This is a genomic window from Paracidovorax konjaci (genome assembly GCF_900112675.1).
Classification (GTDB): Bacteria; Pseudomonadota; Gammaproteobacteria; order Burkholderiales; family Burkholderiaceae_C; genus Paracidovorax; species Paracidovorax konjaci.
Map to the genome: position 1 here is coordinate 259,495 of NZ_FOMQ01000004.1, position 14,250 is coordinate 273,744.

The following is a 14,250-nucleotide window of genomic DNA, read 5'->3' on the forward strand; positions in this document are numbered from 1 at the left end:
CCAGGGCAACGCCGTGAACTCTGCAGGAGCGCTCCAATGATCAGCGGCATGGACTTCGTCGGCGCCGCGACGCGCCAGGGTTTCGATTTCTACGTGAGCGTTCCGTGCTCGTACCTCACGCCGCTGCTGAATGGTGTCCTGAGCGATGCGAAGGTCGACCACATCATGGCGGCCAGCGAAGGCGAAGCCATCGGGATCGCCGCCGGGGCCTACCTGGGCGGGCGCCTGCCGGTGGTGATGATGCAGAACTCGGGCCTCGGCAATGCGGTGAACCCGCTCACGTCGCTGAACCACATCTTCAAGATTCCGTCGCTGCTGATCTGCAGCTGGCGCGGTTCCCCAGGCGTGCCGGACGAGCCGCAGCACCGGCTCATGGGAGAGATCACGCACCGCCTGCTGGACACGCTGCAGATACCGCACGGTCCGTTCCCCTGGAAGCCGGAACTCATCGGCCCCGCACTGCAGACCGCGCGCGAGGTCATCGGCCGCACGCAACTGCCCTACGCCCTGGTGGTGGACCCGGACGTTCTGGAAGCCGAGGAGCTCAAGGCCGTGGGGCTGGTGCGACCGCCGTCGGCCACGCTGCACCGTCTGGGTGACCCGGCGGTGCCCCTGCCCAGCCGCGAAGAGGTGCTGCGAACGGTGGTGGCCGCCGCGCCGCCGGACGCCGGGATCATCGCGACCACCGGCAAGACCGGACGGGAGCTTTTCTGCATCGAGGACAGCCACCGCCATCTCTACCTCGTCGGCTCCATGGGGTGCGCCAGCGCCGTGGGGCTCGGAGCGGCGTTGACCACGGACCGGCCCATCATCGTGCTGGACGGCGATGGCGCCGCGCTGATGAAGCTCGGCAACCTCTCTACCATCGGCCGCTACCGCCCCGCATCGATGGTGCACCTCGTGATCGACAACGGTGTGCACGACAGCACGGGCGGGCAGCCGACCAATTCCGGCAACATCGATTTCGCGCAGATCGCGTCCGCCTGCGGCTATCAGGCCATCTACGCATGCAGCGGCATGGAGGCGGTGGCCGTGGCCTTGCGCACCGCCTTGAATTCGGTCGGGCCCCATTTCATCCACGTGCGGGTCCGTCCGGGGTCGATGAAGAACCTGCCCCGGCCCACGGTGGCGCCGCAGGAAGTCGGCCGCCGTTTCGCCCGGCACCTCCTGTCGGAAGGCCAGCCCTCGGCGCAGGCGCATCCCCAGCCGGCCCAGCCGATCGGTGCCTGAGCGTTCAGGACACGAGCCATGACCATTGCGTACGACCTGCCGTTCGAGCGGTGGGCTTTCAATGCAAAAGTGCGCGGGGAACTTCCGACGCATCAGGCTGCGGAGCTGGACTGGGCCGAAGGGCTGCTGTTCACGCCGGAGCTGGTGCCCAGCGTCTCCCACCCGCTGGTGGCGAGGCGCGGCCCCGAGGCATCCCGGTGGCTGCTCGCCCAGGCGTTGTTCACCAACCTGGAATTCACGCAGGTGCTGGAGCATGAAGTGGTGAACCACGCGGTCTACAGCATTGCGCGGGGGCGGTCGGGCTTCGACCTCCCGCCCGCGATGGTCGCCGATGCGTGGAACATCCTGGTGGACGAGTCCTACCACGGGAAGATCACCGCCGATCTCTCCCGCCTGGCGGAGGCGCGCACCGGCATCCTGAACCAGGCGCCCAAGGTGCCGGCATTCTTCCTGCGGCTGCAGCGCGAAGTGGCACGGGCCGACCCCGCGCTCCGGCCGCTGCTGCCGATCTTCTTCTGCTCGATTTCCGAGACGCTCATCACCAAGAACCTGGTGGAGGTGCCCCGGGATCCGCGGGTCATCGCCCCCGTCCGGCAGGTGATGAAGGACCACGCGGAAGACGAAAGCAAACACCACCGTTTCTTCGCGAGCTTCATCTCGCAGGCCTGGCCGCAGCTGCCCGAAACGTTCAAGGCCCAGATCGGCCCCCTGTTGCCGAAATTCATGGCGATCTTCATCGACCCGGACATCGTCGCCGTGCGCAGCCAGCTCCGGCAGATCGGGCTCGGCGAGGACGATGCCCAGCAGGTCATCTTCGACTGCTATTCCGAAAGCAGCCTGGCGGAATCGCGCCGCAACGGGGCGCGGGCGTCGCTCAGTGCCTTGCGCAAGGCAGGCGTGGCGGGCAGTGCGCACCTGCGCGACGAAATGCACCGCTATGGCTTGTCCATGGACGTGCCGGAAGGGGTGGCGGCATGAGGGCCATCATTCTGGCCGCGGGCCTCGGCAGCCGCATCCGCGGGCACACGGACAGTCCGAAGTGCCTGCTGCAGATCGACGGCAAGACCCTGCTGCAGCACCAGCTGGACGCGTACGCGGCGCTGGGGGTGTCCGACATCCACGTCATCGTCGGATACCGGAGCGAGGAAATCATCGCGGCGCTGCCCGGCCACGTGCAGCACCACCTGTACTCCCGGTATGCCGAGACCAACAACCTCTGGACGCTCGCCGCTTCCAGCAGCCTGTTGCAGGGCCCGTGCCTGGTGCAGTTCGCGGACGTCCGGGTCGCCCGTGGCGCCCTGCTCGACCTTATGGCCAGCCCGTCGGAGGTGGCGCTGCTCGCCGATGGCCGCCAGTGCCTCGAAGGCACGATGCGCATCCGCGCGCGGGGCGAGCTCCTGCTCGAAGTCGGCAGCCACATTCCCGTGGCCGAAGGCCACGGCAACTTCATCGGCATCGCGCGCTTCGGCGCGGCGGCTTCACCGCGGCTGGGAGCGCTGATCGCCCGATGCGTCGAGCAAGGGCAGCGGCGCCAGGACTACTACACCGCGGTGCTGCCCGAGCTGTGCTCCCAGTACCCAGCGCATGTGGTGTGGCTCGGCGGCAAGTCGTGGGCCGAGGTCGACGACCCTTCCGACCTGGCCCGCGCCCGGTCCATTGCGTTCGATGCGTGATCGCATGCGCACGACAGATATTCAGACAGGAGATTAGAGATGTGTGGCTTCGTAGGCATCTTTCACCGGAATGGACAGCCATTTGAAGAACGTGGTGTGCTCCACCGGATGAACCAGACGATCTTCCACCGCGGGCCCGACGATGCAGGGATGCACGTCTCCGGGCCGGTGGGCCTGGGGTTCCGCCGCCTGAGCGTCATCGACGTGCCGGGCGGGCACCAGCCCATGATCGACACGGAGACGGGCGTGGCCCTGGTCTTCAACGGAGAGATCTACAACTACAAGGAACTGCGGCGGGAACTGGAAGGGGCGGGTGCCGTGTTCCGGACCCGGTCGGACACGGAAGTGCTGCTGCGCAGCTTCATCCGCTGGGGCGCACAGTGCGTGGACCATCTCTCGGGCATGTTCGCGTTCGCGGCATGGGATCCCCGGGCCGGCACCCTGACGGTGGCGCGGGACCGTCTGGGCGTCAAACCCTTCTATTGGACGGAGATCGGAAACGACTTCCTGTTCGCCTCCGAGGTCAAGGCGTTCTTCCAGCACCCGAAGTTCCACAAGCGTGCCAGCCTGGACGGTATCTCGAGCTACCTGTCGTTCCGCCAGCCGGTCTGGGAGCAGACGTACTTCGAAGGGGTGCACAAGCTGCTGCCAGGAGAAATGATGGTGGTGGCGCCGCAGCAACTGCACCGCCGCCGCTACTGGTCGCTGCCCGTGCCCCGTCCCGACCACCGCAAGACCGAGGCCATGTGGCAGGAGGAACTCAAGGAGAAACTGGACACCGCCGTGCGCCGGTGCCTGGTGGCCGACGTGCCCCTGGGGGCCTACCTCAGCGGCGGGCTCGATTCGAGCATCCTGGTGGCGTTGATGGCCAAAAACATGAACACCAGGCCGCAGACGTTCTCGATCGGCTATGGCGTCCACGGCTATGACGAGGGCGAATACGCGCTGGAGGTCGCCAAGGCGGTCGGTGCCGAACACACCCATCTGACGATCGATCAGAAGGAATACGTCGAGGGAATGGGCCCCTTGATCGAGCAGTGCGATGCGCCGCTGATGATCCCGCAGATGGTGGCGGTGCTCAAGCTGTCGAAGGAAATACGGCGCCACGTGAAGGTCGCCCTGTGCGGCGACGGCGCAGATGAGCTGTTCGGTGGCTACGGGCGGGTGATGCGGTCGCCGTTCGACTGGAAGAAGATCCGCTTCATGCGCCAGGTGCTGGGCCCCGCCGCCGGTTCGCTGCAGCGCCTGGGGCGCGATCCGTACGGCCCGCTGGCCAACCTGTCGTGCGACAGCCATCTGCAGCATTTCCTCAACGTCTACCACTGGATGCCGATCCCGGAGAAGATGGGCCTGCTCACCGGCGACGCACGGGCGCAGTTGAGGGGCGATCGCGCGACGCTGGCTTCCTTCGAAGAAGCCTTCTCCGACACGGAGGGCTGCGATCCCCACGACAGGGTGCTGCATGCCTTCCAGAAGATCCACCTCGGGTGCGTGCTCGACAAGGTCGACACCATCGGGATGCTCGCATCGCTCGAAGGGCGCGTGCCGTTCGTGGACCATGAGCTGGTGGAGACCTTCGTCCACATGCCGCACTCGCTGAAGATGAAGTGGAACTCTCCCGCCGCCATGTTCCGGGCCTTGGGCACTTCGGCGTTCAAGGCGTCTGAGGTGCTGGACCAGAACAAGTATCTGCTGCGCCAGCACGGGCGCTCGCTGCTTCCGCCGCATCTGGCCCACCGCAAGAAAATGGGTTTCCCCACGCCGCTGGACGACTGGTTGAAGGCGGGCATGCTGGATGACGCGCGGGAACTGCTGCTGGACCAGCGGTCCCGGGAGCGCGGCATCTTCGATGCGAAGCGGCTCGAACATTTCCTGACCCATCCCCAGTCGCTGGACTATGACTTCTACGGCAAGAAAGTCTGGATGCTGATGAACCTGGAGCTGTGGTTCCGGCGGGTCGTGGACGCGAGGGTGCAGGAGCCCGTGGCCGTCGCTGCCGAATCCGAAGCCCCGGCGCTGGCGGCGTAGGCCATGCTGAGCGAATACCTTCCTTCCGGCGAAGCGCCCGCCAAGGCGGCGCTGCCGTCCCGGGTGCGCCACGAGGACTGGAGAATCTGCGGGGAGCGCCTGGGCGCGCCGGAGCGCCTGGAGGTGCTCTTCCCCTACACCGGCGAGACCGTGGGATCGGTGCCCCTCGCCCAGCCGGACGACGCCAGGCAGGCGCTCCAGCGCGCCCACGCGTTCCGCCCGGGACTGTCCCGCTACGAACGGCACCTGATCCTCGGCCGGGCCCGCGAGCTGCTCCTGGCGCGGTCGACCGCCTTCGCATCCTCGATCGTCGCCGAGAGCGGCCTGTGCATCCGCGATGCGCGGCACGAGGTGCTGCGGGCCGCCGACGTGCTCGCCAGTGCTGCGGCGCAGGTGCTGGTGGACGACGGCAAAGTCTTCTCCTGCGACATCGGTCCCCACGGGCGCAAGCGCAAGGTCTACACGCAGCGCGACCCGCTGCTGGGCGTGATCGTCGCGATCACCCCGTTCAACCACCCGCTCAACCAGGTCGTGCACAAGGTGGCGCCTTCCGTGGCGAGCAACAACCGGATGGTGCTCAAGCCCAGCGAGAAGACGCCGCTCACCGCGCTGATGTTCGCCGATCTGTTGTACGAGGCCGGCCTGCCCGGCCCCATGCTGACCGTGATTACCGGCAAGCCGGAAACCATCGGCGAGGTGCTGGTCGGTGCCCCCGAGGTGGACGTGGTCAGTTTCACCGGGGGCGTGGCTGCGGGCAAGGCGGTTGCCCGGGCCGCGGTGTACAAGCGTCAGATCCTGGAGCTGGGCGGCAACGATCCCATCATCGTGATGGAAGACGCCGACCTCGCCGAAGCCGTCGAATTGGCCGTGGCCGGGGCCTATCGCAACAGCGGGCAACGGTGCACGGCCGTCAAACGGATATTGGTGCACGAGAAAATCTCCGGCGCCTTCGTGGAAGCCCTGGTGGAAGCCACGTCCGCGCTCCGCGCGGGCGACCCTTTCGACGAGGCCTCCGATCTGGGAACCGTGATCGACACGGCGGCTGCGCAGGGGATCGAGCGGCGTGTCGAGGCAGCCATCGCCGCTGGCGCACGGCTGCTCTGCGGCCACCGCCGCGAGGGGGCGCTGTACACGCCCACGGTGCTCGACCATGTGCGGCCGGAGATGGACGTGGTCCGGATGGAGACCTTCGGGCCCGTGGCGCCGGTGATCCGGTTCGGCAGCATCGACGAAGCCATCCGCCTCTCCAATGCCACCGAGTTCGGCCTGTCGTCGTCGATTTGCACGAACCGCTGGGACTACATCCAGAAATTCATTGCCGAGCTGGAGGTCGGGTCTGTCAATATCCGGGAGGTCCCCGGCTACCGCCTGGAGTCCACGCCGTTCGGCGGCATCAAGGATTCCGGCCTGGGGTTCAAGGAAGGGGTGATCGAGGCGATGCACTCCTTCTCCAACATCAAAACCTACTCGCTCCCCTGGGAAGGGTGAAGGCGGGCGCATGAGAGGAGAGCTGGCGTGGTCTATGCCTTGTTGGTGTTCACGGGAGTGGTGACGGGCTTCCTGTCCGGGCTGCTCGGCGTGGGGGGCGGCTTCCTCATGGTGCCCGTATTCATCATCCTGCTGCCGATGCAGTTCCCCCTGGAGACGGCGACCCTTCCGCAGGTGGCCGTGGCTACCGCGCTGGCGGCCACCGTCCCGGCGACGGCCAGCGCGGTGTACGCCCAGTACCAGCGCGGGGCGCTGCCCATCTCGTGGGTGAGGCGCCTGGCTCCCTTTGCCGCGGCCGGCGCGGCCTTGGGGGCCGTGCTGGCGGGGCTGGTGCATGGCGTCTGGGTGGCTTCGGTCTTCAGCGTGTATGCGGCGTATTTCGGGGTGCGCATGCTGCGTGGCGCGGGAACGCCCCGGGTGGCCGGGGATGCGGAAGCCCCGCCGGGGCTGGCACAGCGTGTCCCGCCGCGCGCCATCGGCGCGATGATCGGCATGTTCAGCGCGACGGCGGGCGTCGGCGGCGCCAGCCTCACGATTCCCTATCTGCTGGCGCAGCGCGATCCCGTGGACATGCGCCATGCCGTCGCCGCGGGAAGTGCGGTCGGCCTCTCGATCGCGCTGGTGGGCGCGTGTGCGTTCGCATTGGGGCCGACCCCGGCCATCGCCCCGACGCCGGGGCTGCTGGGGCTCGTCTGCTGGAGTGCCGCCATCGCCGTGGCCGCGCCTGCCGCATTCCTCGCGCCCTGGGGCGTATCCGTGTCGCACCGGCTGCCGACCCAGCGGCTCAAGCGCGCGTTCGGCTTCGTGATGCTCTTGGCCTCGGTGGTCACCGTGTGGAAGGTCTTCGGCTGATGCCCGCGGCGACGCTGCCGGCCCCCGTGCGCATGGAAGCGGGCCGTGCACGGTGCGTCGGCGAGCCGGGCGAAGGCCTTCTGCTGGTCGAAGGGCCGGACGGCCGGCCTGAACTGGTCGCAGCCATCGCCGGGATGGTCGGCCGCCGTGCTTCCATCGACCGCCTCTGCGATGCGGTGGCGCGCAGTGGCCTCGAGGGGACGGTGGCGGTGGACCCGCTGACCGATGTCCTTGCATACCGCGAGCCCCTGCACCGCCTGCCGGCGGGCGGTGCCGGGGAGGCCATCGACCGCTTCCGCGGGCAGTTGGCCTGGGCACGGCAGCATTGCGGCCTGCCGGCGATGCCGCGGATCCCTGCGCCCGACCCCGTGCACGCGCTGGCCGCGCTGCATGGCCTCTTCGCGCACTGCACACCCCGGGAACTGAGTGTGCGCGGCCCGGGGAGCGGGCCGCAGGCCACGGACCTGCTCAACGCAGTGAGTTGCCTGCTGTTCGAGGTTCTGGCGCTGCGGGCACCGGCGCAGCCGCAAGAAGCCGTGCTGGCGCGCCTTCGGGACGACGTGGATGCCGTGCTGCCCGGCACGGCTGCGGGCCTGGTGATCCGCAACGCCATCGCCATCGCGCTGGAGACGGTCCGCACGCGCGACACCTTGCCCGAGCCGTACCGGCTGGCGCACCACGACGCGTGGGCCTGCTACCTGTTCATGGACGCGAGCGACTGGTCTTCCGAACTCGGGCGCCACCATTTCGAGAATGAACTGGGCTACATGGCCGGCTGCCTGCAGGCGCTGCGGCGTCTCGCATCGCTGGGCGATGCACCCCTGACCGCCGCCACCCTGATGGAAATCCACGACGTCGCGATCGGCAAGTCCTTCCGGAGGGCCCCGGAACCCATGCAGGACCGGTTCCAGACGGGGTACCGCTCGAAGGAGGTTTCCTTTGCCTTGATGGATGGACGCAATTGCTCCGCCGCAGGCCTGGCGGAGTTCTTCGCCTCGCCGGAGGCCGGCACGGGCTGGATCACTGTCGGTGAAGGCGAGGGCGGAGGCGGCCTGCAGTTGAAGGCGAACGCCATGCCTTCGCTCGATTGCGAGCGCAAGGCTGACGAAATCCTGGCCGCCTATTACCGGCAACTCGGCGCGATCGAAGGCAGCGCCCCGGATGCCGAGGCGATGCGGATCGCAGCTTTGGTGCGCTGCTGCCAGAGCCTGGACAGGCACCATCTGTTCGCAGACGCCAACATCCGCACGATCGGGTACCTGTGCATGAACAAGTTGCTGTGGGATCTCGGTATGGAGCCCGCGGTGCTGGAGTACCCGAAAGTCTTCGACATGTGCTCGGTGGCCGAAGTAGTGGACGCCGTGCGCCGCGGGCAGCAGCGGTTCCGCGCGCTGCGGCAGGCGGTGCAGCGCCCCGGGTGCGGCCATTGATTTGTCAGTCCCTTTGGAGAATCTCATGACGCAACTGAACGCCGTTCTGCAAGAGCAGCAGAAGTACTACGACGACCGCGCACCGGAGTACGACGACTGGTGGTACCGCCGCAATGCCTTCGACGAAGGCCCCGAGGCCAATGCGCGCTGGCATTCCGAGGTCGCCATCGTGGATGCGGCACTGCAGGCGGCCGGCCTGGGTGGCGATGTGCTCGAGTTTGCGGGGGGCACCGGCATCTGGAGCCAGAAGCTGCTGCGCACGGCCAGGACCCTGACCATCGTGGATGGGTCTGCGCAGATGCTGTCGCTGAATGCCGCTGCGGGCGATCCCCGGGTCACGCTGGTGCAGGCGGACATCTTCCAGTGGCAGGTGGACCGCCGATTCGACGCCATCGCCTTCGGCTTCTGGATATCGCATGTGCCGCGGGACCTGTTCGAACCGTTCCTGGCATCGGTCGCGAGCCATCTCCGTCCCGGGGGGAGTTTCTTCTTCGTGGACAACTGCCGGCGCCCGGAGGCCACGGCCCCCCATGTGCTCGGGATCGATGGCGAACTCATGAAGCGCAAGCTGGTGAATGGCAAGACCAGCACCATCGTGAAGAACTACTACACGCGCGAGGAGATCGCCGCCGCATGCGCCAAAGCCGGCCTGCGGGTGGAGGTCCATGAAACGCCCTCGCTGTTCCAGTACGGCGTGGGGCACCGGGCCTCCGGCGGGCCCCTGGCGGCATAGCCGCGGGGACATGGCTCCTTGTCTTGGGTGTCTCCGGTGTCTGCATGGTTGCGCCGCGGGTGCCGGCGCCGTTGGCGGAGGCACCCGCACCGGCCCCGGTCAGCGCAGGCCGTGGCGGGGCGCTGCCTGCAGCGGCTTTGATCGGCCCGGCGGGGCAGGCCGAGGACGGTGTCACGCGGCGCAGGCCCGATGAAGCTGCTGGTGCTTTCCGACCTGCACATCGACCGGGATGGGTTCGATGGGCCTGCACATGCCGATTACGACGTCGCCATCGTGGCCGGTGACGTGGTTTCGCCGGGGCGCGCGGCGGTCGACTGGCTATGCCGCTGGGCGGCCGAGAGCCGCCGCCCCGTGGTTTTCGTGCCGGGAAACCACGAGTATTACGGCACCGTGCTCCAGCACGAGCGCGAGGCCATGCGCGAAGCGGCGGCATCGGGGCCGGTGCACCTGCTCGACGGCGGCGAGTTGCGCATGCCGGGCGTGCGCTTTCTGGGCTGCACGCTGTGGACGGATTTCTGCCTTCGCCTGCAGGCGGTCGGAACGGGTGGCCGGGTCGCCATCCAGGATCCGGACCCGGTGCGCGCCATGCGCGTGGCCGCCACCTCCCTGAACGAATACCGGCGCATCCGCTGGGAGGCGACGGGCGAGAAGGCCGCGGGGGTCCGGGGGCTGGAGCCGGCGGATACCGCGGAGTGCCACCGCCGGGACCGGCAGTGGTTGCTGTCGCGCCTGGAGGAGCCGTTCCAGGGGGCCACGGTGGTCGTGACCCACCACGCGCCGCACCGCCGCTCGCTCAGCGAGGACTTCGCGGCTGACCCGGTGTCGCCGGCATTCGTCAGCGAACTTCCGGACGCGTGCTTCGATCGCGCCACGCTGTGGGTCCACGGACACACCCACCGGTCCTTCGACTACCGGGTGGGGCCATGCAGGGTGGTCTCCAACCCGAGAGGGTATCGGCGCGGAGCCGAAGGACGGGAGAACGGCGCGTTCGATGATGCCCTGGTGATTGCGGTCTGAACCGCGCGGGGCGGTGCAGTGCGCCCACCGCATGCATGCATGCGGTGGGGCCTGTCACATGCCCGAGTAGTTCGGTCCGCCGCCGCCTTCGGGCGTCACCCAGACGATGTTCTGGGTGGGGTCCTTGATGTCGCAGGTCTTGCAGTGCACGCAGTTCTGCGCGTTGATCTGCAGCCGCTGCGCATTGCCGCCCTGGGTCTCGTCCGGCACGAACTCGTACACCGCCGCGGGGCAGTAGCGCGCCTCGGGGCCCGCGTACTTCGCGAGGTTGATGTTCACCGGCACGCTCGCGTCCTTGAGCGTCAGGTGCGCGGGCTGGTTCTCTGCGTGGTTGGTGTTGCTGATGAACACGCTGGAGAGCCGGTCGAAGGTGAGCTTGCCGTCGGGCTTCGGGTAGACGATGGGCTCGCACTCCGCGGCGGGCTTCAGGTAGGCATGGTCGGGCTTGTCGCGGTGCAGCGTCCAGGGGATGTTGCCCTTGAGCACGAACTGTTCGATGCCGTTCATGAGCGTGGCCGTGGCCAGGCCCTTCTTGAACCAGGCCTTGAAGTTGCGCGCCTTGTTCAGCTCGGCATGCAGCCAGCTGTTCTCGAAGGCCTGCGGGTAGGCCGTGAGTTCGTCGTGCTGGCGGCCGGCGCGGATGGCGTCGTAGGCGGCCTCGGCGGCGAGCATGCCGGTCTTGATGGCGGCATGGCTGCCCTTGATGCGGCTCACGTTCAGGAAGCCCGCCTCGCAGCCCACCAGCGCGCCGCCCGGGAACACGAACTTGGGCAGCGAGAGCAGGCCGCCGGCCGTGATCGCGCGCGCGCCGTAGCCGATGCGCTTGGCGGGCTTGATGCCCTTGGCTTCGTCGCCTTCGAGGTAGTAGCGGATGTTGGGGTGGGTTTTCCAGCGCTGGAATTCCTCGAACGGGCTCAGGTAGGGGTTGGAGTAGTCCAGGCCCGTGATGAAGCCGAGCGTGACCTTGTTGTCGTCGGCGTGGTAGAGGAACGAGCCGCCGTAGGTGTCGCTGTCCATGGGCCAGCCGGCCGTGTGCATCACGAAGCCGGGCTGGTGGCGCTTCGGGTCGATCTCCCACAGCTCCTTGATGCCGATGCCATAGCTCTGCGGGTCGCGCCCTTCGTCCAACTTGAAGCGCGCGATGAGCTGCTTGCCCAGGTGGCCGCGCGAGCCTTCCGCGAAGACGGTGTACTTGGCATGCAGCTCCATGCCGAGCTGGAAGTCGCCCGTGGGCTCGCCGTCCTTGCCCACGCCCATGTTGCCGGTGGCCACGCCCTTGACGGAGCCATCCTCGTTGTAGAGCACTTCGGCCGCGGGAAAGCCCGGGAAGATCTCCACGCCCAGCGCTTCGGCCTGCGCGCTCAGCCAGCGCACCACGTTGCCGAGGCTGACGATGTAGTTGCCATGGTTCTGGAAGCACCCGGGCAGCACGAAGTTGGGCGTGCGCCAGGAGGATTTCTCGCCGAGGAAGATCATCGCGTCTTCGGTGACGGGCTGGTGCAGCGGAGCGCCGCGTTCCTTCCAGTCGGGGAAGAGTTCGGTCAGCGCGCGCGGGTCCATGATGGCGCCCGACAGGATGTGCGCGCCGGGCTCGGAGCCTTTTTCCAGCACCACGACCGACACGTCCTGCCCGTTCTCGGCCGCCATCTGCTTGAGCCGGATGGCGGTGGAGAGGCCGCCCGGGCCGCCGCCGACCACGACCACGTCGTATTCCATGGCCTCTCGGGGGCCGTACTGGGCAAGGATTTCTTCTTTCGTCATGGGTTGTCTCGTCTCGGCGTTTGATAATCGAAAAGAGCGCAGCCGGGCCGTGGGGGGCCCGTGCGGGCGGTGTGCGCGGCCCATTGTATGCATCGGCCGCGCGACAATCGAACGATCGTTCTTTTTTCTTTCCCCTCTGGAGACAGCTTCCAATGGCATACAGCATCGATTTGTCGGGCCGGGTGGCCCTGGTGACCGGCGCCTCCAGCGGCCTGGGCGAGCAGTTCGCCCGCACGCTCGCGCAGGCGGGTGCGGGCGTGGTGCTCGCCAGCCGGCGCCTGGAGAAACTCAAGGCGCTGCGGGCGCGCATCGAGGGCGAGGGTGGCGACGCGCTGGTGGTCGAGCTGGACGTGACCGACATCGATTCCATCCGCGCGGCGGTGGCGCATGCGGAAACCAAGATGGGCTCCATCGACATCCTGGTGAACAACTCGGGCATCTCCACCACGCAGCGCCTCCAGGACGTGACGCCCGAGGATTTCGACGACATGTTCGATACCAACGTGCGCGGCGCCTTCTTCGTGGCGCAGGAGGTCGGCAAGCGCATGCTGGCGCGTTCGCGCGGCGCGGCGCCGGGCACCTTCACGGGCGGGCGCATCATCAACATCGCCTCGGTCGCGGGTCTCAAGGTGCTGCCGCAGATCGGGGCCTACAGCATGACCAAGGCGGCCGTGGTGCACATGACCCGCGCCATGGCGCTCGAGTGGGGCCGCTTCGGCATCAACGTGAACGCGCTCTGCCCGGGCTACATCGACACCGAGATCAACCACGACCACTGGCAGACCGAGCAGGGCCGCAAGCTGCTGGACATGCTGCCGCGCAAACGCGTGGGCCAGCCGCGCGACCTGGACGCGCTGATCGTGATGCTCGCCAGCGACCAGAGCCATTTCGTGAACGGTGCGGTGATCGCGGCCGACGACGGCTTCGCCATCTGATGCTCGCCGGCATCCTGGCAGGGCTCGCCGCGGGCGCGCTCTGGGGGCTGGTGTTCGTGGCGCCGCGCATCGCGGCGGGATTCGCCTCGGTGGACCTCACCGCCGGGCGCTTCGTGGCCTATGGCGCGGTGGCCGTGGGGATGCTGCTCTGGGGCGCGCTGCGCAGCCGGGCGGGGGTGCCGCAGCGCCTGCCCACGGCGCGGCAGGCGGGCGCCGCGCTGTGGCTGAGCGTGCTGGGCTTCACGGGCTACTACCTGCTGCTGGTGCTCGCGATCCGCGATGCGGGCGCGCCGCTGCCGGCGCTCATCATCGGCACCATCCCCGTGTGGGTGATGGTGCTCGGCAAGCCGCACGGGCTGCGGTGGGGGGCGCTGGCGCCGGGGCTGGTGCTCACCGTGGCGGGCATCGTGCTCATGGCCTGGGCACCGCATGGCGATGGTGCGGGGCAGGGCGCGGCGGGCTCGCCGCACTTCTGGCGGGGCATCGGCATCGCGGGGGTGGCGCTGGTGTTCTGGACGGCATTCGCCATCTTCAACGCGCGCTGGCTGCAGCGCCATCCGGAGGTGCGGGCCACCGAGTGGGCCAACTGGCTGGGCGTGGCGACGGGCCTGGGCGGCGTGCTGCTGTGGCTCGTGGCGGGCAGCCCGCTCGCGGAGATCGCGGCGCGGCCGGGCATCGGGGCCTTCATCGGCGTGTGCGTGGCCATCGGCTTCGGGTCGAGCTGGCTGGCCACCATTCTGTGGAACGTCGCCAGCCAGCGGTTGCCCGCCAGCCTCTGCGGCCAGCTCATCGTGAGCGAAACGCTGTTCGCCATCGTGTATTCGTTCGCGCTGGAAGGGGTGTGGCCGGCGCCGCTGCAGTGGGGCGCGTGTGTGCTGTTCACCCTCGGCATCCTGGCGTCGATCAACGCCCACCGGTGACGGAACCGAGGCGTAATAAGTTGCGCAGCCGTGCAACCAATTTCTGCCCGTTCCATTTCTTTGCTCCTGAAAAGATAGCTGAGTATTCAGTGGATACGGCGGCATGCGATCGATTGGAAGAAAGGTTGCAAATTCCACCCATCGGAAAATTTGATTGACGCTATAGCCGCAGCCCTCTTGCTG

General features: G+C 68.0%; 12 protein-coding genes. 11 read left to right on the top strand and 1 reads right to left on the bottom strand.

The window, feature by feature from the left end:
- Window positions 1–36: 36 nt before the first annotated feature.
- The 9 genes from aepY to BM144_RS07725 all read left to right on the top strand — a co-directional run bounded on the left by aepY (window position 37) and on the right by BM144_RS07725 (window position 10,451).
- Window positions 37–1,230 (top strand): phosphonopyruvate decarboxylase, encoded by a 1,194-nt coding sequence (gene aepY / locus BM144_RS07685; protein WP_092950794.1) that lies wholly within the window; start codon window positions 37–39, stop codon window positions 1,228–1,230.
- An 18-nt stretch (window positions 1,231–1,248) separates the two neighbouring features.
- A complete protein-coding gene (locus tag BM144_RS07690) occupies window positions 1,249–2,208 on the top strand; it encodes a diiron oxygenase (protein ID WP_217644331.1) in 960 nt (319 codons plus the stop codon).
- On the top strand, window positions 2,205–2,903 hold the full coding sequence (locus BM144_RS07695; RefSeq protein ID WP_092950796.1) for a phosphocholine cytidylyltransferase family protein: 699 nt from the start codon (window positions 2,205–2,207) through the stop codon (window positions 2,901–2,903). Before BM144_RS07690 ends, BM144_RS07695 begins: the two co-directional genes overlap by 4 nt.
- A 39-nt stretch (window positions 2,904–2,942) precedes the next feature.
- Window positions 2,943–4,931: an asparagine synthase (glutamine-hydrolyzing) gene (asnB, locus tag BM144_RS07700; RefSeq protein ID WP_092950798.1), complete on the top strand. Its 1,989-nt coding sequence runs from the start codon at window positions 2,943–2,945 to the stop codon at window positions 4,929–4,931.
- A gap of 3 nt (window positions 4,932–4,934) precedes the next feature.
- Window positions 4,935–6,419 carry a phosphonoacetaldehyde dehydrogenase gene (phnY, locus tag BM144_RS07705; RefSeq protein WP_092950800.1) on the top strand — a complete coding sequence of 495 codons (1,485 nt, stop codon included), beginning with the start codon at window positions 4,935–4,937 and terminating at the stop codon, window positions 6,417–6,419.
- A 27-nt stretch (window positions 6,420–6,446) separates the two neighbouring features.
- Entirely contained in the window at window positions 6,447–7,271 is an 825-nt protein-coding gene (locus tag BM144_RS07710; protein ID WP_092950802.1) for a sulfite exporter TauE/SafE family protein, read from the top strand.
- On the top strand, window positions 7,271–8,701 hold the full coding sequence (locus BM144_RS07715) for a hypothetical protein (protein ID WP_092950804.1): 1,431 nt from the start codon (window positions 7,271–7,273) through the stop codon (window positions 8,699–8,701). Before BM144_RS07710 ends, BM144_RS07715 begins: the two co-directional genes overlap by 1 nt.
- A 25-nt stretch (window positions 8,702–8,726) precedes the next feature.
- The gene (locus BM144_RS07720; protein ID WP_092950806.1) at window positions 8,727–9,434 is read left to right on the top strand and encodes a class I SAM-dependent methyltransferase; all 708 of its coding nucleotides are present in this window, start codon (window positions 8,727–8,729) and stop codon (window positions 9,432–9,434) included.
- A 189-nt stretch (window positions 9,435–9,623) separates the two neighbouring features.
- Entirely contained in the window at window positions 9,624–10,451 is an 828-nt protein-coding gene (locus BM144_RS07725; RefSeq protein ID WP_092950808.1) for a metallophosphoesterase, read from the top strand.
- Between the two features lie 54 nt (window positions 10,452–10,505).
- Here BM144_RS07725 and BM144_RS07730 read toward each other — a convergent pair whose 3' ends face one another.
- Window positions 10,506–12,212, bottom strand: coding sequence for an electron transfer flavoprotein-ubiquinone oxidoreductase (locus BM144_RS07730; RefSeq protein WP_092950810.1), 1,707 nt, complete (start codon window positions 12,210–12,212; stop codon window positions 10,506–10,508).
- A 152-nt stretch (window positions 12,213–12,364) separates the two neighbouring features.
- Here BM144_RS07730 and BM144_RS07735 point away from each other — a divergent pair, with 152 nt between their 5' ends.
- Both BM144_RS07735 and BM144_RS07740 read left to right on the top strand, forming a co-directional pair.
- On the top strand, window positions 12,365–13,147 hold the full coding sequence (locus tag BM144_RS07735; RefSeq protein WP_092950812.1) for an SDR family oxidoreductase: 783 nt from the start codon (window positions 12,365–12,367) through the stop codon (window positions 13,145–13,147).
- A complete protein-coding gene (locus tag BM144_RS07740; RefSeq protein ID WP_092950814.1) occupies window positions 13,147–14,067 on the top strand; it encodes a DMT family transporter in 921 nt (306 codons plus the stop codon). Before BM144_RS07735 ends, BM144_RS07740 begins: the two co-directional genes overlap by 1 nt.
- The last annotated feature ends 183 nt before the right edge of the window (window positions 14,068–14,250 follow it).